The organism is Kitasatospora sp. NPDC048662 (genome assembly GCF_055587065.1).
The window spans coordinates 256,204-274,665 of record NZ_JBVJHA010000002.1 but is presented as its reverse complement, the minus strand read 5'-3'; the positions used below and the strand labels follow the sequence as shown (position 1 = coordinate 274,665).

Annotated in this window: 17 protein-coding genes; 9 read left to right on the top strand and 8 right to left on the bottom strand. The window is 72.8% G+C overall.

From position 1 onward, the window contains the following. Positions 1–45: 45 nt before the first annotated feature. From ACZ6R9_RS07165 to mce, 3 genes are all read right to left on the bottom strand, one after another. Positions 46–975 (bottom strand): coiled-coil domain-containing protein, encoded by a 930-nt coding sequence (locus ACZ6R9_RS07165; protein ID WP_014138112.1) that lies wholly within the window; start codon positions 973–975, stop codon positions 46–48. Positions 976–1,083: 108 nt separating this feature from the next. Beyond that, on the bottom strand, positions 1,084–5,778 hold the full coding sequence (locus ACZ6R9_RS07160; protein WP_465537015.1) for a hypothetical protein: 4,695 nt from the start codon (positions 5,776–5,778) through the stop codon (positions 1,084–1,086). A 377-nt stretch (positions 5,779–6,155) separates the two neighbouring features. Next, positions 6,156–6,590: a methylmalonyl-CoA epimerase gene (mce, locus tag ACZ6R9_RS07155; RefSeq protein ID WP_380482178.1), complete on the bottom strand. Its 435-nt coding sequence runs from the start codon at positions 6,588–6,590 to the stop codon at positions 6,156–6,158. A gap of 252 nt (positions 6,591–6,842) precedes the next feature. On the opposite strand from mce, the gene ACZ6R9_RS07150 reads away from it, so the two are divergent. Next, positions 6,843–8,033, top strand: a complete 1,191-nt coding sequence (locus ACZ6R9_RS07150; RefSeq protein WP_380482176.1) for an acetyl-CoA C-acetyltransferase — start codon at positions 6,843–6,845, stop codon at positions 8,031–8,033. Between the two features lie 76 nt (positions 8,034–8,109). Beyond that, a complete protein-coding gene (gene meaB, locus ACZ6R9_RS07145; protein ID WP_380482174.1) occupies positions 8,110–9,063 on the top strand; it encodes a methylmalonyl Co-A mutase-associated GTPase MeaB in 954 nt (317 codons plus the stop codon). 10 nt (positions 9,064–9,073) lie between these two features. Here meaB and ACZ6R9_RS07140 read toward each other — a convergent pair whose 3' ends face one another. Then, positions 9,074–9,589 (bottom strand): MarR family winged helix-turn-helix transcriptional regulator, encoded by a 516-nt coding sequence (locus ACZ6R9_RS07140; RefSeq protein WP_465537013.1) that lies wholly within the window; start codon positions 9,587–9,589, stop codon positions 9,074–9,076. 193 nt (positions 9,590–9,782) lie between these two features. Here ACZ6R9_RS07140 and ACZ6R9_RS07135 point away from each other — a divergent pair, with 193 nt between their 5' ends. The 6 genes from ACZ6R9_RS07135 to ACZ6R9_RS07110 are packed head-to-tail and all read left to right on the top strand — an operon-like array spanning position 9,783 to position 14,806. Further along, complete coding sequence (locus ACZ6R9_RS07135) at positions 9,783–10,775, top strand: MBL fold metallo-hydrolase (RefSeq protein ID WP_465537012.1); 993 nt, start codon at positions 9,783–9,785, stop codon at positions 10,773–10,775. A 40-nt stretch (positions 10,776–10,815) separates the two neighbouring features. Further along, positions 10,816–12,267 (top strand): ATP-binding protein, encoded by a 1,452-nt coding sequence (locus ACZ6R9_RS07130; RefSeq protein WP_380482168.1) that lies wholly within the window; start codon positions 10,816–10,818, stop codon positions 12,265–12,267. Then, positions 12,264–12,683 carry a roadblock/LC7 domain-containing protein gene (locus ACZ6R9_RS07125; protein WP_380482166.1) on the top strand — a complete coding sequence of 140 codons (420 nt, stop codon included), beginning with the start codon at positions 12,264–12,266 and terminating at the stop codon, positions 12,681–12,683. Before ACZ6R9_RS07130 ends, ACZ6R9_RS07125 begins: the two co-directional genes overlap by 4 nt. Further along, positions 12,680–13,039, top strand: coding sequence for a DUF742 domain-containing protein (locus ACZ6R9_RS07120; protein WP_380482164.1), 360 nt, complete (start codon positions 12,680–12,682; stop codon positions 13,037–13,039). Before ACZ6R9_RS07125 ends, ACZ6R9_RS07120 begins: the two co-directional genes overlap by 4 nt. Continuing rightward, on the top strand, positions 13,017–13,634 hold the full coding sequence (locus ACZ6R9_RS07115; protein ID WP_380482162.1) for a GTP-binding protein: 618 nt from the start codon (positions 13,017–13,019) through the stop codon (positions 13,632–13,634). The genes ACZ6R9_RS07120 and ACZ6R9_RS07115 overlap by 23 nt, the downstream gene beginning before the upstream one ends. Then, complete coding sequence (locus tag ACZ6R9_RS07110) at positions 13,631–14,806, top strand: cytochrome P450 family protein (protein ID WP_465537009.1); 1,176 nt, start codon at positions 13,631–13,633, stop codon at positions 14,804–14,806. The genes ACZ6R9_RS07115 and ACZ6R9_RS07110 overlap by 4 nt, the downstream gene beginning before the upstream one ends. 232 nt (positions 14,807–15,038) lie before the next feature. Here ACZ6R9_RS07110 and ACZ6R9_RS07105 read toward each other — a convergent pair whose 3' ends face one another. The 4 genes from ACZ6R9_RS07105 to ACZ6R9_RS07090 form a co-directional block, all read right to left on the bottom strand. Continuing rightward, complete coding sequence (locus ACZ6R9_RS07105) at positions 15,039–15,824, bottom strand: AIM24 family protein (protein ID WP_380482158.1); 786 nt, start codon at positions 15,822–15,824, stop codon at positions 15,039–15,041. Then, positions 15,824–16,474: an AIM24 family protein gene (locus ACZ6R9_RS07100; protein WP_380482156.1), complete on the bottom strand. Its 651-nt coding sequence runs from the start codon at positions 16,472–16,474 to the stop codon at positions 15,824–15,826. The genes ACZ6R9_RS07105 and ACZ6R9_RS07100 overlap by 1 nt, the downstream gene beginning before the upstream one ends. Continuing rightward, on the bottom strand, positions 16,474–17,112 hold the full coding sequence (locus ACZ6R9_RS07095; protein WP_380482154.1) for an AIM24 family protein: 639 nt from the start codon (positions 17,110–17,112) through the stop codon (positions 16,474–16,476). Before ACZ6R9_RS07095 ends, ACZ6R9_RS07100 begins: the two co-directional genes overlap by 1 nt. 82 nt (positions 17,113–17,194) lie before the next feature. Next, a complete protein-coding gene (locus ACZ6R9_RS07090; RefSeq protein ID WP_380482342.1) occupies positions 17,195–17,968 on the bottom strand; it encodes a DUF2127 domain-containing protein in 774 nt (257 codons plus the stop codon). A 158-nt stretch (positions 17,969–18,126) separates the two neighbouring features. Here ACZ6R9_RS07090 and ACZ6R9_RS07085 point away from each other — a divergent pair, with 158 nt between their 5' ends. Continuing rightward, entirely contained in the window at positions 18,127–18,456 is a 330-nt protein-coding gene (locus ACZ6R9_RS07085) for a DUF3817 domain-containing protein (protein WP_465537679.1), read from the top strand. The last annotated feature ends 6 nt before the right edge of the window (positions 18,457–18,462 follow it).

Genomic DNA, 18,462 nt, shown 5'->3' with positions numbered 1-18,462 from the left:
CCCTTCCTGGCTGTTCTCAGCGGGCTGCCCCTCACGGGGCCGCCGTCAGCGCGACTGCTGCGCCGGGACGCCCAGCGAGTCGTCGGTCGGCAGCGAAGCCGCGGCGACCGCCGCACCGGTCAGGGTGGCCAGCATCTCGCGGACGTTGGTCAGCTGCGCGTTGATCGAGTCGCGGCGGTTGGTGAGCGCCGCCAGCTCGCGCTCGGACTCGCTGCGGACCCGGTCGGCCTTCGCGTTGGCGTCGGCCACGATGTCCTCGGCCTGGCGCTGCGCCGTCTCGATGGTCTGACGGGAGCGGCGCTCGGCGTCGGTGCGCAGCTTCTCCGCCTCCAGGCGGAGCTGCTCGGCACGGTGCTCGATCTCGGCGAGGCGCTTCTCCGCCTTGGCCTGACGGGCCGCCAGGTCGCGCTCGGACTGCTCCCGGCGCTTGGCCAGGTTGGTCTCGAACTCCAGGGCGGCCTGCGCGGCCTTGGTGCGGGTCTCCTCGAAGAGGGCGTCCGCCTCCTCGCGCTTGTTCTGCGCGTCCTTGTTGGCCTCGGCGCGCAGCTGCGCCGCGTCCGACTTGGCCTTGTCGACGATCCGCAGGCCCTCGTCCTCCGCCTTGGCCTTGCGGTCCTTGGCGTAGTTCTCGGCCTCGGTGCGGACCTGCTGCGCGGCGGCCTCGGCCAGCTCGCGGTGCTGCTCGGCGGCGCGGTGCGCCTCGTCGCGCAGGTCCTTCGCCTCCTCCTCGGCGAGGCGGAGGATCTTCTCGACCCGGGCGCCGAGGCCCGCGTAGGAGGGCTCCGCCTCGGTGACCGCCGCCTGCGCGGTCTGGGTCTCCAGGTGGAGTTCCTCGATGCGCTTCTCCAGCGCGCTGATCCGGGAAAGCGCACTGTCTCGGTCGGCCACCAGCTTGGCGATCCGCTCGTCGACCTGGGCGCGCTCGTACCCACGGCGTACCAGGTCGAAGCCGTGCGGGGAGTGACTGTCGCTCATGGGATTTCTGGGCTTCCTGTCGTCAAACCGCTGAGATGGTTGAGGGAATCCTGACACGGTACCGGAGTGTCAACGACGAAACGCCGTTGGTTGACGGACAATCTCCGCTCAATCGGGTGGCGCGCCCCCGGAGCGATTGCCTCCCGATCGTGGAGAGCCCACCCCGGCACCGGCCTTGGGCCCTCCGTCCTTCTTGTTGCCCCCGTTGCTGTGGGCCACCGGCGCGGGCGCCTCGAACGCCTCCAACGCCGACAGCACGTCCTGGACCCGAGAGATCTCGGTGTTGATGTCCTTGCGGCGGCGCACCAACTCGTCCAACTCCCGCTGGCCCTCGTCGGTCACGCGCTTCGCCTCGGCCTTTGCCTCGGCGAGCAGCCGCTCCGCCTCCTCGGCGGCCAGCCGCAGCTGCTCCTCGGCATCCGAACCGGCCCGCCGGATCCGCTTCTCCGACTCGTCGTCGGCGCGCTTGAGCCGGGACGCGGCCTCGTCGGCAGCCGCCTCCAGCTTCTCCTCGGACTCCATCTCGGCGGCCTTCAGCTTGGCCTCGGCCTTGATGATCAGCGCCTCGGCCCGGGTGGTGGAGTCGGCGAGCTTGTTCTCCGCCTCCTTCAGCAGACCCTCCGCCTTGCGCACCGCCGAGATCCGCACCCGGCCGGCTTCCGCCGACGCCTCCGAGGTCAGCTCGGACGCCCGCGACTCCGCCGCCGCGATCAGCCCCGCCGCCCGCTCCTCGGCCTCCGCGACCTGCGCCTGCGCCTGCTCCTCGGCCTCGGTCAGCTGCTCCTGGGCCGCCGTCACCAGCGCGTCCACCCGCTCGCCGGCGGACTTCATCGCCTGCGCGTTCTCCTTGCGGGCCCGCTCGTGCAGCGCCTCGATCTCGGAGTCGGTGCGCTCGCGCAGCTCCTCCGCCCGGTTGCGGATCGCGGTGGAGTCCCGGCGGGCCTCCTTCAGCAGCGCGTCCGCGTCCGAACGGGCCTTCTCCACCTCGGCCCTGCCCTGCGCCTCGGCGGTCGCGACCAGCCGCTCGGCCTCCTTGCGGGCCGCCGTGACCAGCGCGTCGGCCTGCTCCTCGGCCGCCGCGGCCGCCGCCAGCGCCTCCTGCTGGGCCTGCTCGGCGAGCTGCTCGGCGTCCGCGAACGCCTTCTCCAGCACCGACTTGGCCTGCTCGCGGGTCGCCTTGTCGTACGACTCGGCGGCCTCCCGCAGCTCCGCGTCGAAGGACTCCGCGCGGGACCGGATGTCCGCGTCGAACTCCTCCGCCAGGGTGCGGGTCGCCAGCGCGTACTCCTCGGCGTCCGTACGCAGCGCCGCCGCCCGCTCCTCGGCGTCCGCCAGGGCGGCCGCCGCCAGCTCGTCCGCCTCGGCCAGCGTGCGCTGCGCCCCGGCCTCCGCAGCGGCACGCTGCTGCTCGGCGAACTCGGCCGCCGAGGTGTGCAGTTCGGCGATCTCGCGGTCGGTGGTGGCGCGCAGCTCGGCGACCTTCTGCGCGGTGGCCTCGCGGAGTTCGGCGGTCTCGATGTCGGCGATGGCGCGCAGCTCGGTGGTCTCGCGCTCGGCAAGGGCGCGGAGTTCGGCGACCTCCTGCTCGGCGGTGGCGCGCAGTTCGGCCGTCTCGCGGTCGGTGGTGGCGCGCAGTTCCCGGTCGTAGGTCTCGGCGTCCGCGCGCAGTTCCTGGTCGAACGCGGCGGCGGCTTCGCGCAGTTCGGTGGTCTCGCGCTCGGCCGTGGCGCGCAGCTCGGCCACCTCGCGGTCGGCGGCGGCCCGCAGCTCGGCCGTCTCCCGCTCCGCCGTGGCACGGAGCTCGGCCGCGTCGCGCGCGGCGGCCTCGCGCAGCTCGGTGGTCTCGCGCTCGGCGAGGGAGCGGAGCTCCGCGACCTCCTGCTCGGCGGCGGCCCGCTGCTTGGCGATCTGCTTGGTCGCGGCCTCGTGCAGGCCCGCCACCGACTGCCGGACCTCGGCGGCCTCCTGCTCGGCCAGCGCGACCAGCTCGGCCGCCTGCGCCTCGGCCTGCGCCCGCAGCTCCTCGGCGGTGCGTTCGGCGATGGCGCGCAGTTCGGTGGTCTCGCGCTCGGCGAGGGCGCGGAGTTCGGCGACCTCATGCTCGGCGGTGGCGCGCAGTTCGGTGGTCTCGCGGTCGGTGGTGGCGCGCAGTTCGCGGTCGTAGGTCTCGGCGTCCGCGCGCAGTTCCTGGTCGAACGTGGCGGCGGCTTCGCGCAGTTCGGTGGTCTCGCGCTCGGCGAGGGCGCGGAGTTCGGCGGCCTCCTGCTCGGCGGTGGCGCGCAGCTCGGCCACCTCGCGGTCGGCGGCGGCCCGCAGCTCGGCCGTCTCCTGCTCCGCCGTGGCGCGCAGTTCGCGGTCGTAGGTCTCGGCGTCCGCGCGCAGTTGTGCGGCCTCGGCCCGATCGGCGGCGGCTTCGGCGGCCAGCGTCTCGGCCTCGGCGTGGGCGGCGGTCAGTTGCTGGTCGGCCTCGGCGCGCACCCGCTGGGCGTCCTGGGCGGCGGCCTTGCGGACGGAGGCGGCCTCGCCGTCGGCGGCCTCGCGGATCGCGGTGGCCTCGGCCAGCTTCTGGGCGGACAGCGCCTGCTCGCGCTCCAGCTCGGCGCGGGCCGCCTCGCGGGCGGCGGCGGCCTCGTCGCGCAGCGCCTGGGCGGCGGCCTCGGCCTGTTCGGCGACCAGGCGGGCGGCGTCCTCGGCCGCGGCGCGCACGAGCTGGCCGGCCTCCTCGGCCTCGGCGCGGTGCTGTTCGGCCCACTGGGTGGCGTCGGCGAGGGTGGCCTCGGCGATGGCGTCGGCCTCGGCGCGGGTGGCCCGGGCGGCGGCCTCGGCCTGCTCGCGGGTCTCGGCGGCGTTGCGCTCGGCGGCGGCGCGCTGCTCCTCGACGGCGGCCTTCGCGGCGGCGAGCAGTTCGTCGCGGGCCTGCGCGGCGGCGGTGGTGAGCTTCTCGGCCTCGGTGCGGGCCCGGGTGAGGGTCTGCTCGGCGCGGCCCTGGATGGCGGCGGCCTGTTCGCGGGTCTCGGTGCGCAGCCGTTCGACTTCTTCGGCGGCGCCGGAGCGCAGCGCGTCCGCGTCGGTCTTGGCGCCCGTGAGCAGTTCCTCGGCCTGCTTGGCGGACTCCTCGATCTGGACGGCGGCCTGCCGGCGGGCCTCGGCGCGGACCCGTTCGGCCTCGGCCTCGGCGGCGGAGCGCTGCTCCTCGGCCTGTTCGCGGGCCTTGGCGGCTTCGGCCTGCATCCGCTCCAGCTGCTCGCGGATCGAGGCGGCGTCCTCCATGGCGGCGTTCTGCGCCTGCTCGACCGCCTCGCGGGCCTGCTCCAGCAGCGTGCTGGCCTCGGACTTGGCGTGCTCGACCAGCCGTTCGGCCTCGGCGGCGGCCTCGCCGCGGGTGTCCTCGGCGTCGCTGGTGGCGCGGGCGAGCACCTCCTCGGCCTGCTTGGCGGCCCGGGCGATGCGCAGCGCGGCTTCCTTGGCGCCCTCGGCGCGGCCGGTTTCGGCGGCTTCGGCGTGCAGGCGTTCGGCTTCGGCGGTGGCCTGTTCGCGCAGCTCGGAGGCCTTGCGTTCGGCGGTGGCCCAGTGCTCGGCGATCTCCTTCTCGGCGTCGGCGCGCAGCTCGTTGGCGACGGATTCGGCGGCGCCGCGCAGGCGTTCGCTCTCCTCGGAGGCGGCGGCCTTGGCGGCGTCGGCCTCGGCCTGGGCGGTGGAGGCGGCGGCCTTGATCAGTTCGGCTTCGCGGGTGGCGGCGGCCACCATCTTGGCGATCTCGGCCTTGGCGGTCTGCGAGCGCTGCTCGCTGGCGGCGGTGCCGTCGGCGACCTTGCGTTCGGCCTCGGCGGCGGCTTCGGCCTGCAGGCGTTCGGCGGCGGCGAGGGCTTCCTCGCGCATCCGGGCGGCCTCGGTGCGGGCCCGTTCGGCCTCGGCGAGGGCCTCGGCGCGCAGCCGCTCTATCTCGGCCTGGGCGCTGACCAGGGCGGCTTCGGCGCGCTCCTGGTCGGCGCGGGCCTGCTGCTTGAGTGCGGTGATCTCGGCTTCGGCGGCGGCGAGCTTCTGCTCGGCGGCGGCGTGCGCCTCGGCCAGTTGCTGCTGGGCGGCGGTGGCGGCGGCGGCGCGTTGTTCCTCGGCCTGGGCGCCGGTCTGCTGGGCCTGCTCGGAGGCGGCACGCAGCAGGCGTTCGGCGTCGGACTGGGCGCGCAGCAGGGCGGCTTCGGCGCGGGCCTGGGCCTCGCCGCGGGCGGCGTCGACGTCGGCGGCGGTCTGCGCGCGGGCCTGGTCGGCGAGGGCGGCGGCCTCGGCGCGGACGGCCGCCATCATCCGGTCGGCCTCGGCGCGGGCCTCCTGGAGCAGGCGCTTGGCCTCCTGCTCGGTTCCGGCGCGGGTCTGCTCCGCCCAGTTGACGTTTTCGTTGACGTGGCGTTCGGCGGCGGCGCGGAACTCGGCGAGTTCCTCCTCCAGCCGGCGGCGCCGGGCGTTGAACTCGGCCTCCAGCTGGGAGGTGCGCTCGGCGGCCTCGGCCATCATCCGCTGGGTCGCGGCCTGGGATTCGCGGTGCTGGCGTTCGGCGTCCGCGCGCAGGGCCTCGGCCTGCATCTCGGCGTTGCGCAGGAGCTGTTCGGCCTGGCCGGAGACGGAGTCGAAGGCACGTGGCTGGGCGAGCTGCCGACGGGCCTCGTGGAGCTTGGCCCGGAGCACCTCCACCTGGTAGGCGAGGTCGTCGGCGTGCTCGATCGTCTTGTCCCGCTCCTTGCGGGCCTTCTCCAGCTCGGCCTCGAACTTGGAGAGGTGATCTTCAACGCGGTCGTAGCCCCGCACTCCGCGGTCCCGCCCATCTCCTGGTCGCGTCCTCGACCGGCTCCGTTCCGCCCCCTGGCCTTGCCGGGGCCGGACCGGGTCGGTCCTTGCCACCGCTCCGCCGTCCGGGTGGACTCCTGAGCGGTCTGTTGCCTCTGGAGAATGGTGACAGATCCGAACGGCGACCGTTCGGCCGTGCCCGCGTCGTGGACTCCCCTGCGGTGCGCGGACCGGAGGTACCTGCGCACCTGGGCATTGTAGTGGGAGCCGTGCCGGGGGGAATGGGGGCGAGGTCCTTTTCGGAAGTTACCGCTCGGTTCGTTACCGCTCCGTCAGGCCCCGTACGGGCGTTGACCGGGCCCCGTACCGGCCCCGTTCGGGGCCCGTACGGCCTGCGGTCAGTGCTCGCCCGGCTCCGCGCCGGTGACCAGCTCGGTCAGCACGCCGCCGCAGTCCTTGGGGTGCAGGAAGGTGATCCGCGAGCCCATCGAGCCGCGCCGTGGCTCCTCGTACAGCACCCGCACGCCCTTGGACCTGATGTCGGCGGCGTCGGCGTCGACGTCTGCCGTGCCGAAGGCGATGTGGTGCACGCCCTCGCCGTTCTTGGCCAGCCACTTGGCGACGGTGGAGTCCTCCCGGGTGGGCTCCAGCAGCTGCAGGTAGGAGGCGCCGCCGTCCCCGGTGTCGTTGATCTTCAGCATGGCCTCGCGGACGCCCTGCTCCTCGTTGACCTCGGAGTGGAACACCTCGAAGCCGTAGGTGCTGCGGTAGAACTCGACGGTCCTGTCCAGGTCGAAGCAGGCGATGCCGATGTGGTCGATGCGGGTCAGCACGGGGGCCTCCGAAGGAGTTTGGGGGGTGGCACTCAGTGCAGCGCATGGCGGCGACCGCACGCCAGCAGCACGCCTTGCGAGTCTGCTCACATCGGAGTTTCCCGCGAGGGAACTTCCCGGAACTGGCACGGTGTTCACTGGAAGGTGCCAGTAGCGCTGATCACATCCTCGCGGCGGTGACGCGGCGGTAACGGATCAGTACATTGACCGCATCCCCATACCCTCTGGTCCGACGCGCGAAGGGGCTCGTCCATGACTACTTCTGTGATCGTCGCAGGTGCGCGCACCCCGATGGGCCGCCTGCTCGGCTCGCTCAAGGGATTCTCCGGCGCGGAGCTGGGCGGCTTCGCGATCAAGGCAGCGCTGGAGCGGGCCGGTGTCTCCGGCGAGCAGGTCCAGTACGTGATCATGGGCCAGGTGCTGCAGGCCGGCGTCGGCCAGATGCCGGCCCGGCAGGCCGCCGTGAAGGCCGGCATCCCGATGAGCGTGCCCGCGCTCAGCATCAACAAGGTGTGTCTGTCCGGCCTGGACGCCATCGCGCTGGCCGACCAGCTGATCCGGGCCGGCGAGTTCGACATCGTGGTGGCCGGCGGCCAGGAGTCGATGACCAACGCCCCGCACCTGCTGCCGAAGTCCCGCGAGGGCTTCAAGTACGGCGCGATCGAGATGCTCGACGCGATGGCCCACGACGGCTTGACCGACGCCTACGAGAACATCCCGATGGGCGAGTCCACCGAGAAGCACAACACCCGCCTGGGCATCGGCCGCGAGGTGCAGGACGCCATCGCCGCCGCCTCCCACCAGCGGGCCGCCAAGGCGCAGGCCGACGGCGTGTTCGAGGCCGAGATCGTCCCCGTCGCGATCCCGCAGCGCAAGGGCGACCCGGTGCTGTTCAGCCAGGACGAGGGCATCCGCGCCGACACCACCGCCGAGGGCCTGGCCAAGCTGCGCCCGGCCTTCACCAAGGCCGGCACGATCACGGCCGGCACCTCCTCGCAGATCTCCGACGGTGCCGCCGCCGTCGTGGTGATGAGCAAGGCCAAGGCCGAGGAGCTGGGCCTGAGCTGGATCGCCGAGATCGGCGCGCACGGCAACGTCGCGGGCCCGGACAACTCGCTCCAGTCGCAGCCGTCCAACGCGATCAAGCACGCCCTCGCCAAGGAGGGCCTGGAGGTCGCCGACCTCGACCTGATCGAGATCAACGAGGCGTTCGCCGCCGTCGCCCACCAGTCGATGAAGGACCTGGGCGTCACCGACGAGATCGTCAACGTCAACGGCGGCGCGATCGCGCTCGGCCACCCGATCGGCATGTCCGGCGCCCGCGTGGTGCTGCACCTGGCGCTGGAGCTGCAGCGCCGCGGCGGCGGCGTCGGCGCGGCCGCGCTGTGCGGCGGCGGCGGCCAGGGCGACGCCCTGATCGTCAAGGTCCCCGCGCAGGGCTGACCGACCCTCAAGTCCCCGTGAGGCGGCGCCTGCCGCCTCACGGGGCTCCCGTCTTTGTGCTGCGAGGAGCAACCCGATGGCCGATGTGGCGACGCTGGTCGAGCAGGCCCGGCAGGGCCGCCCCCGGGCGGTGGCCCGGCTGATCACCCTGGTGGAGAACGCCGCCCCCGAGCTGCGCGAGGTGATGGCCGCGCTGGCCCCGTACAGCGGGCGGGCGTACACGGTGGGCCTGACCGGCTCGCCCGGGGTGGGCAAGTCCACCTCCACCTCGGCGCTGGTGACCGCCTACCGCAAGCTCGGCAAGCGGGTCGGGGTGCTCGCCGTCGACCCGTCCTCGCCGTTCTCCGGCGGGGCGCTGCTCGGCGACCGGGTGCGGATGCAGGAGCACGCCACCGACCCGGAGGTGTTCATCCGCTCGATGGCCACCCGCGGCCACCTCGGCGGCCTGTCCTGGGCCGCCCCGCAGGCGCTGCGGGTGCTGGACGGGGCGGGCTGCGACGTGATCCTGGTGGAGACCGTCGGCGTCGGCCAGTCCGAGGTGGAGATCGCCGCGCAGGCCGACACCTCGGTGGTGCTGCTCGCCCCGGGCATGGGCGACGGCATCCAGGCCGCCAAGGCGGGCATCCTGGAGATCGGCGACGTGTTCGTGGTCAACAAGGCCGACCGGGACGGCGCGGACGCCACCGCCCGGGAGCTCAACCACATGCTCGGCCTCGGCGAGTCCCGGCAGCCCGGTGACTGGCGGCCGCCGATCGTGAAGACCGTGGCCGCCCGCGGCGAGGGCGTGGACGAGCTGGTCGAGGCGCTGGAGAAGCACCACGGCTGGCTGGCCGAGACCGGCGAACTCGCCGCCCGCCGCCGGCGCCGGGCCGCCCAGGAGGTCGAGGCGATCACGCTGGCCGCGCTGCGGGCCCGGATCGGCGACCTGCACGGCGACCGCCACCTGGACGCGCTGGCCGGCCAGGTCGCCGACGGCACGCTCGACCCGTACACCGCCGCCGACCGGCTGGTCGCCGAACTGACCGGCTGAGCGGCCTCGTTCAGCTCCGGCCGCGCAGCGCCCGCAGGTGCTCGACGATCGGGGCGAGGGCGGCGTACATCGCGTCCAGCTGCTCGTCGGTGAAGCGGTCGATGAAGTGCTCGCGGACGCTGCGCACATGGTCGGGGGCGACCTTGCGCAGCGTCTCCCAGCCGAGGTCGGTCAGGTGCGCGTAGAGGCCGCGGCGGTCGCCGGGGCACTCCTGACGCAGCACCAGGCCGGCCGTCTCCATCCTGGTGATCTGGTGGGAGAGGCGGCTCTTCGACTGGAGGGTGGCGGTGGCCAGGTCGGTCATCCGCATCCGGCGCTCGGGGGACTCGGAGAGCACCACGAGGATCTCGTAGTCGTTGATGGCGAGATTGTGCGCCTGCAGTTCCCGGCTCAGCTGGTGTTCGAGCAGCTTCCCGACCTCCAGGTGGGCGCGCCAGAACCGCTGCTCACGCGCGTCCAGCCAGGGCGCGTCCTCCTCCGCGGGGGAGCCGGGGACCGCCGGCGCTTCGGTCACAGGAGTATCCATGTGGCCGAGTATAGCCGACATTGTTCAATGTTGTACAAATTCACGCTTGGCGAAGCGTGTGAGGGCGATGCGCCGTGGCCAGCATTGATACGTACCCGTACCACCACCTTCCCGTCTGGTGGGATTGAAACGGGCATGCTCAATTATTGGGGCGCACTCGGCCGGTGACGGCATGTTAGGCATAATCGCGCCCATGACGACGCGGAGCGCGAACTTCCATTCGATAGCCGACGGCGTGTACGCCTGGCAGCCCCAGCAGCGTGGATGGGGCCTGGCCAACTGCGGGCTGGTCGCCTCCGGTCGCGCCGCTCTGTGGATCGACACCCCGTACGACCGCAAGCTCGCCGGCCAGTTCCTGGACCGCACCCGCGCCGTCCTGCCCAAGGGTGTCACCGTCGACCGGATCGTCGTCACCCACGCCAACGGCGACCACATGTGGGGCGCCGGCGTGCTGCCCGACGCCGAACTCATCACCACCCACGAGGCGCTGCACCACATCGCCTACGAGCCGACCCCCGAGCAGCAGCACGGCCTGCTGAAGAACCTCGACCCGGCCAGCGACACCGGCGCCTACCTGCACGAGCACTTCGGCTGCTTCGACTGGAGCGACACCCCGCCGATCCAGCCCGACACCGTCTTCACCGGCGAGCTCGAACTGCGCGTCGGCGACATCCCGGTGCAGGTCAGCAGCCTCCCGCCGGCCCACACCAGCGGCGACCTGATCGTCCACCTGCCCACCCGCTCCACCGTGTTCACCGGCGACATCGTGTTCGGCTCCACCGCCGACCACCCCGGCGACCACCCCGTGCACTGGGCCGGCCCGCTCGGCAACGTCATCGACGCCGTCGAACGCGTCCTCGCCACCGGCGCCGAGACCATCGTCCCCGGCCACGGCCCGCTGCTCACCCGCTACGACCTGCGCGCCCACGCCGAGTACCTCGGCCACGTCCGCGACCGCGCCCACGCCCTGCACGCCGCCGGCGTCCCGGCCGCCGAAGCCGCGCGCACCATCATCGACGAACGCCGCTACCCCGAACTCGGCCTGCCCGAGCGGCTGCTGGTCACCATCGCCACCGAATACCGGCACCTCGACGGCAGCGAGCCGCCCGCCATGCTGGAGGTCTTCGGCCGAATGGCCGGCCTCGCCCGGCAGCGCGGCGCCGAGACCACCGCCAGCACCGTCTGACCCCCGACCCGCGCCCGACACCCCCGAGGACCCGATGGTCGTGATCGTGTACGTCCTGGCCGGCGCCGCCATGGCCGCAGGACCCCTGCTGTGGCTCCTGCGCCGCGCCGCCCGGGACACCCAGGCCGCCGAACGGCGCGCCACCGACGCCGAGACCTCGGCCCGCGCCGCAGACGCCCGCACCGAGGCCGCCGAGCAGCGCGCCCGCGCCGCGGACAGCACCGCCCGCGCCGCCGACACCTCCGCCCGCGCCGCCGAGGCCCGGGCCGAGGCGGCCGAGGAACGCGCCCGCGCCGCCGACACCTCGGCCCGCAGCGCGGACGCCCACCGCACCGTCGCCGAGACCCGGTACGCCGCCGCCGTCCGCGAACTCGGCCACCTCGCGCACGAGCGGCTGCCCGCCGCCACCACCGCGCTCACCCACCCCAGGACGCCCGTCCCCGGGCCGCTCGACACCACCGGCGGCACCGAGGAACTCCACCACGCCCTGGACACCGCGCTCGCCGCCGCCGTCCGCGCCGTGCTCGCCGAACGCGACCGCACCGACGCCGCCGCCCGGGCCGCGCTGCGCGGCGCCGCCTCCAAGATCCAGGCCCTGCTGATCCAGGTCCGCTCGCTGCTGGAGGAGATCCAGCTCAGCGTCGACGACCCGCGGCTGCTGGCGCTCGACTTCCGCAACGAACTGACGCTGCGCCGGGTCCAGTCCCTCGCCGTGCTCTCCGGCGCCTGGCCCGGCATGACCCGGGAGGACTCGCCGCTCGCCGAACTCTGCGTCGGCGCGCAGTCCCGGGTGGCCGGCTACGCCCGCATCGAGATCACCAACCACCTGCGCGAACCCCGCCTCGCGGTGGCCGCCCGGGCCGCCGAACCCGTCGCCATCGCGCTCGCCGAGATCCTCGGCAACGCCACCGCCTACTCCCACCCCGAGACCCGGGTGGTGGTCTCCATCGAACAGGGCAGCTCCGGCGCCCTGGTGGTGGTCGACGACATGGGCGTCGGCATGGAACCCGACCAACTGGAGCGCTCCGGCAACCTGTTGGACGGCCAGGCCGAGGTCCTGCTCACCGAACTCGGCGACCCGCCGCAGGCCGGCTTCGCCGTGATCGGCCTGCTCTGCCGGCAGTTCGGCTTCGGCTGCCGGGTCGAGCCGTCCCCGTACGGCGGCGTGCGCGCCATCCTGCGACTGCCCGCCGACCTGCTCACCCTGACCGACCCGGCCGCCCCGCTCTCCGCGCTCGCCCCCCGCCCGATCACCCAGACCACACCGGTGTTCGACGCGGGCGACGCGCTGCCCACCCGCAAGCGCCGCAGCCCGCGCGTCCCGCAGCAGGACGCGCCGTCCCCCCTGCCGTCCCCGGCGGGCAGCACCCCCGACCGGGCCCGCTCCGCGTGGTCGGCCCTGCAGTCCGGCACCCTCGCCGGCCGCAGCGCCGTCCGCCACCACCCGGGCCCCGACGGACCCGCCGCACCCGAAGGAGTCGAAACCCCGTGACCACCCAGCTCCGCCGCCACACCGAGGACCTCTCCTGGGTACTCACCCCGCTGCTCGACCTGCCCGGCGTGCAGAACGCCGTCATCGCCACCGGGGACGGCCTGGTCACCGGCCACTCCGCCGACCTCGGCCGGGACAACGCCGACCGGGTCGCCGCGATGACCGCCTCGCTGCACGCCGCCGCCCGCGCCTTCACCGTCGCCTTCACCGAGGCCGAGCAGGTCCGGCTCACCCAGACCGTGGTCGAGTCCGACCTCGGCTACGCCGTGGTCACCCCGGCCGGCGCCAACTCCTCGCTCGCCGTGTTCGCCGTCCCCGGCGCCGACCTCGGCACCATCGCCTACCAGATGCAGGTCCAGGTCGCCGCGCTCGCCAGAGCCCTCGCCAGTCCCGCCCGGGAGGCGAGCGGGACATGACCACACCCAGCGGACCGCACCGCCGACTCGTCCCCGCCTACCTCGCCACCCAGGGCCGCGACCTGGCCCCCGGCAAGCACGGCCTGGACCGGCTCAGCATCCTGCACGCCGCCGCCGACCTCCCCACCGGACTCGGCGGCGAACACCGCCAGTTATGGGAACTCGTCCGCCCTGGCGCGCTGACCGTCGCCGAGGCGGCCGCCCACCTCCGGCTCCCGGTCAGCGCGACCGTCTTCATCGTCGCCGACCTGGCCGAGCGCGGCGCCCTCAAGGTGCGCGCGCCGATTCCCTCCGCCCAGCCGGTCAACCGGGACCTCGCCGAAAGGCTCCTCAGTGGACTTCGCGCCCTCAAGTAGCACGGGCAGCAGCCCCGTTTACCTCCCCGCCACCGACCCGATCCTGATGAAACTCATGGTCACCGGGCCGTTCGGGGTCGGGAAGACCACCTTCGTGCGCTCGCTGTCGGAGATCCCGACGCTGCACACCGAGGAGACCATGACCGCCCAGGGCATCCCGGTAGACGACACCGCCCGGATCCCCGGCAAGACCGCCACCACCGTCGCCGTCGACTTCGGACGGCTCACCCTGCCCGGCGGCGACCTGGTCCTCTACCTGTTCGGCACCCCCGGCCAGCGCCGCTTCCTGCCGCTCTGGGAAGACCTCGCCCGCGGCGCCCTCGGCGCGCTGATCCTCGCCGACACCCGCCGCCTCGCCGACGCCTTCGACGCCATGGACCTCATCGAGGAAGCCGGCCTGCCCTACGCGGTCGCCGTCAACCGCTTCCCCGACACCCCGCCGATCGAACTCGACAAGATCCGCGCCGCGCTCGACCTCGACCCGGCCACCCCGCTGATCGAATGCGACGCCCGGGAACGCGCAGGCTGCCTGGACGCCCTGATCGCCCTCACCGAGCACGTCCTGGACCGCCTCCCGCAGGAGACCGCCCCATGACCCGCACCGCCCTCTACGGGCCACAGTTCGCCGCACAGCCGCACGCCCACTACGCCCGGCTGCGCGACCGCGGCCCGCTCGCACCCGTCGAACTCGCCCCCGGCATCGACGCCTGGCTGGTCACCGACTACCACGTCGCCCTGGAAGTCCTCCGCGACACCGACACCTGGACCCGCGACTCGCGCCGCTGGCAGGCCACCCAGCCCGCCGACTCCCCGATCATGCCGATGCTCGGCTGGCGCCCCACCGCACTCTTCAACGACGGCGCCACCCACGCCCGCTACCGGCAGGTCATCACCGACAGCGTCGGCATCATCGAACCCCACCTGCTGCAACGCGACACCACCGCCGTCGCCGAACAGCTCATCGCCGCATTCGTGCACACCGGCAAGGCCGACATCCTCGCCCAGTACGCCTACCGGCTCCCGCTGCTCATCCTCACCTCCTGGTACGGCATCCCCGACCAGGACATCGACCGGATCAGCGCCGCGATCTACCGCTCCTTCGAATCCTCCACCGGCGCCGCCGCCGGGTACGCCGACCTGGTCGAAGTCATCACCGGCCTGGTCGCCGAACGCCGCACCGCACCCCGGCACGACCTGATCTCCGCCTTCATCAACCACCCGGCCCGGCTCGCCGACGACGAGGTCGTCCGGCACATCACCCTGACCCTGATGGCCGGTCACGAACCCACCGCCAACCTCACCGCGAACGCGCTGCTGCGCATGCTCTCCGACGACCGCTACGCCGGCTCCCTGCACAGCGGCGCACTCAGCGCGCACGACGCGGTCAACGAGGTCCTCTGGACCGACCCCCCGCTGTCCAACTTCGCCCCGCACTACACCCGGCGGAACATCGTCTTCCACGGCACCGCGATCGCCCCCGACCAGCCCGTACTGATCTCCTACGCCTCCGCGAACGCGCAGGCCGCACTCCCCGCCTCCGAGAGCGAGTCCCTCGGCGGCTCCTACGCCCACCTCGCGTGGGGCGCCGGCCCCCACCGCTGCCCCGCCCGCCAGCCCGCCGTCCTGATGGCCGTCACCGCCATCGAACACCTCATCAGCCGCCTCACCGATCTCCGCCTGGCCGTCCCCGCGGACCAGATCCTCTGGCGCCAGGGCCCGGTCCACCGGGCACTCGTCTCCCTCCCGGTGGAGTTCACGGCCCTGTAGAGAGAGGGCAGGCAGGAGGTGCACAACCAGGGGCGCGGGGAGACCTGCGCGAGCGGAGGGGCGCGAAAACAGGGGCGCGGGGAACTGCGCGCAGCGGAAGGCACCCCACCGCGAGATCGCGACGCGGGACAATGACCTGCACTTGATCGCGACCTTGCGGACGTGATGTGCGCTTGTCGCGCAGTTCCCCGCGCCCCTGTTTTCGCGCCCACCTGCGTTCGCACCCACCTGCCTAAAGCCCGAACTGCCGGCCGAGGTCTCTCAGGTTGCCGAGCCCCGGCACGGTCTGTGCGGGTTGCTGGTGCGGGACGCTGCTCTCGCCGACGACGCCCACCGGCTTCTCCGCCATGACCGTCTCGGACGATTGCATCAGCACCTGCCCCGCCCCGATGAACTCGAACTGGTGCTCCTCGCCGCTCGCGCCGCCGATCCCGGTCAGGTGCCGGATCCCGCCGAGGACGCCGTGCAGGTAGCTGTGGTCGTAGTGGTGGCAGGGGGCGGGGCAGTCGGCCCAGCCGACCAGCGCCTGGGGGTCGACCCGGATCGGGGGTTCGACGAAGTGCACGGGCCCGTTGGACGCCGCGACGAACTTCCCGGTGCCGATCAGGGTGAGGAACCCGGGGATGATCGACTGCTTGAGCCGGAGCGTGGGTTCGAAGGCCAGCAGGTTTCCGGACCGGACGGTCAGGTTGCCGTCCTCCAGGTCGTACGAGTTGAGGTCGTAGGCCCGGTCGGCGAGCAGGAGTTTGCCGCGCCCCTCCGCAACCACCCAGTCCGACGCGTGCAGCGGGGAGTTGAAGTTCTGTTCGAGGACTCGGTCGAGTACTCCGCGGCCGATCCCGGAGAAGCGCATCTCGCCGTAGTAGGCGATCATCTTGCCCTTCTGGAGGTAGTACGCGCCGTTCAGGTCCACCGAGAAGCAGTACGGGTTGACGTTGTCGTTGACGGGCAGCGTGTACGGGTCCCAGACCTGCGGTCCGTCGCCGCCGGGGGTCTGCCACTGAGGCGGATGGGTCATCAGAGCTTCACCTCGCTGGCCTGCACGTACACCGTGCCGTGTCCGGAGAGTTCGAGTTGGAAGGCCTCGCCGGAGCCGCGGCCGATCATGTCGCGCCAACCGAGCGCGCTGGAGAGCTTGTTGGTGACCTGGCCGCGGTGGGCGACGTAGGCCTGCGGGTCGACGTGGACGGGGAGGCCGGGGGAGATGGGGAGTTCGACGACGCCGCCGTGGGCCATGACGGCGACCGCGCCCTTGCCGCTGAGCTGGGTGGTGAACAGCCCCTGCCCGGTGACCTGGCCGCGGACCACGCCCATCAGGCCGCCCTGCTGTCCCATGAACATGGTGGACTGCTGGAGGCTGCCCTCGAAGGCGAGCAGCCGGTCGGCCTCGACGTACAGGGTGTCGCCGGCCAGGTCGATGACGTGCACGTGGTGGCCGCCGTGGCCGAACATCACGGTGCCGTGGCCCTCGACGGTCATCAGCGGGGTGTCCTCGCCCGCGACCCGGCGGCCGATCATCGACATGACGCCGCCCTGGCCGCCCATCAGGTTGGGCTTGAAGGTGACCTCGCCGGTGTAGCCGAGCATCGCGCCGCGCTGGGACAGGATGCGCTGACCCGGGAACACCTGGGCGGAGACCATCTTGTGATTGATCAGGGTGAAGGCCATCAGGCGTCGCCTCCGAAGGTCAGGCGCTCGGAGGGCTGGACGTAGACCAGCCCGTCGCCGGTGAACTCGACCTGCATGGCCTCGCCGCCGCCCTCGCCGATCAGCGTGGTCCAGCCGGCGCCGGACTTGAGGGTGCGGTTCAGGTTGCCGGTGTGCGCGATGTACGCGCCCGGGTCGACCCGCAGCGGCAGGCCCTGGGCGACCCGCAGGATGACCGCCGGGCCGTTCGAGGTGACGGCGGCCCAGCCGTGGCCCTCGACCTTGGTGGTGAACAGGCCGTTGCCGCTCGCCATCCCGTTCAGACCGGTGAAGGAGGTGCCGGTGCGCAGGCTCGCCTCGCTGCACAGCAGGTTGTCGGACTCGACGAACAGGGTCTCACCGTTCAGCCGGACCAGATTGATTTCGGTGGCCTTGTCGGCGAAGTAGCAGGTGCCCTGCCCCTTCACCTCCATGACCTCCATGCGTTCGCCGGTGAGCCGGCGGGTGACCATGCCGCGCAGGCCGTCGCCGCCGCCGGTGAGCTTCTTGAAGCCCATCTGCCCGGTGTAGGCGACCATCGAGCCGTTGCGTGCCTTGACGGTGTCCCCGGCGAGATCGACGGCGAGGACCTTGGACCCCTGGAGTCGGAACTGTGCCACGTTCGGGAATGTAGCGGCCCTCACCCCGGTGTGGGGAGAGGGCCGTGCGAGCCGGTACGGAACCCGTACATCGGACGCGTCGTCAGGCGGCCTGGGGCAGCGCCCCGGCGGAGGTCTCCACCTCCAGCAGCGAGGCGGAGTGCCGCTCGGCCTCGAACGCGACGACACCGCCGCGCAGGCCGAACAGCCGCTTGGAGAGCATGATCCAGAGCACCGCGGCGATGTTCAGCAGCAGCGTGCAGATCTTCAACACGCTGACGTGCTCGGTGAGTTCGTAGACCTCCAGCGGCAGGAACGCGGCGGTGGCGACCACGGTCAGGTACTCGGCCCAGCGCTGCCCCCACCACAGGCCGAACGCCTCGACGATCTCGACCAGCGCGTACACCACGAGCGCGATGGCGACGTAGATCAGGGTGTTGTGCCGGTAGTCGAAGGTCTTGCGGATGGTGTCGACGATCGGCGAGTGGTCGAGGTCGTAGTGGAAGTGGTCGGTGACGGGCTTGAAGACGGTCAGGTTCTCGTCGAAGATCCGGCGCACCGCGTCCTGGCTGTTGGAGAACTTCCACACCGCCCAGGCGGCGACCACGATCAGCAGGCCGCGCAGCAGTCGCTCGACGGCCAGGAAGCGCAGGATGAACAGGTCGCGCAGGGCCTTGCCGCGGGGCACCAGCGGCGCTTCGTCGGCCGGGCCGGAGCCGTGCGGCTCGCCGAGCGCGAAGTCACCGCAGCGCAGGCAGCGCCAGGCGGTGCCGAGCGCGGTGGTGGCGTGCAGCCGCTCGCGCAGGTCGGTCTCGTCGGGCGCGTAGGTGATGTGGCCGCGCCGGGCACAGGTGTGCCGGTCCCAGTCTCGCCTCAGCATGTCGTGCGTCCCCCCGTGGGTCCGCGGGCCTGCCGGTCAGGCCGCGCGCAGCCAGCAGGATAGGGGGTCCGGGGTCGGGAGCGAGGGCGGGTCGGTGATAATAGGCATGGCTTGTGCGCCCGTTCACAAGCCCAGCCGCCCGTGCCCTGTGAGGAATCCCCGTGAAGAGCATCGCCGCCGTCCACCGCCTGCGCCTGGTCTCCGGCCCTGAGGGCCTCTCCTTCATCCTGCTGCTGATCTGCTCGGTGCTGAAGCGGACCACCAGCTTCAACGGCGTGCCGGTGATGGGCATGGTGCACGGCGTGCTGTTCGTGCTGTACGTGATCTTCCTGGTGCAGGCGTACCAGGCCCGCCGCTGGGAGCCGAAGCGCGCGCTGCTGATGTTCGTGCTGTCGGTGCTGCCCACCGGCGGCTTCTTCGCCGAGCGGATGCTCGCCAAGGAGGAGCGCGGCGAGCTGGACGCGGCGAAGCCGGCCACTGCCTGACTCCAC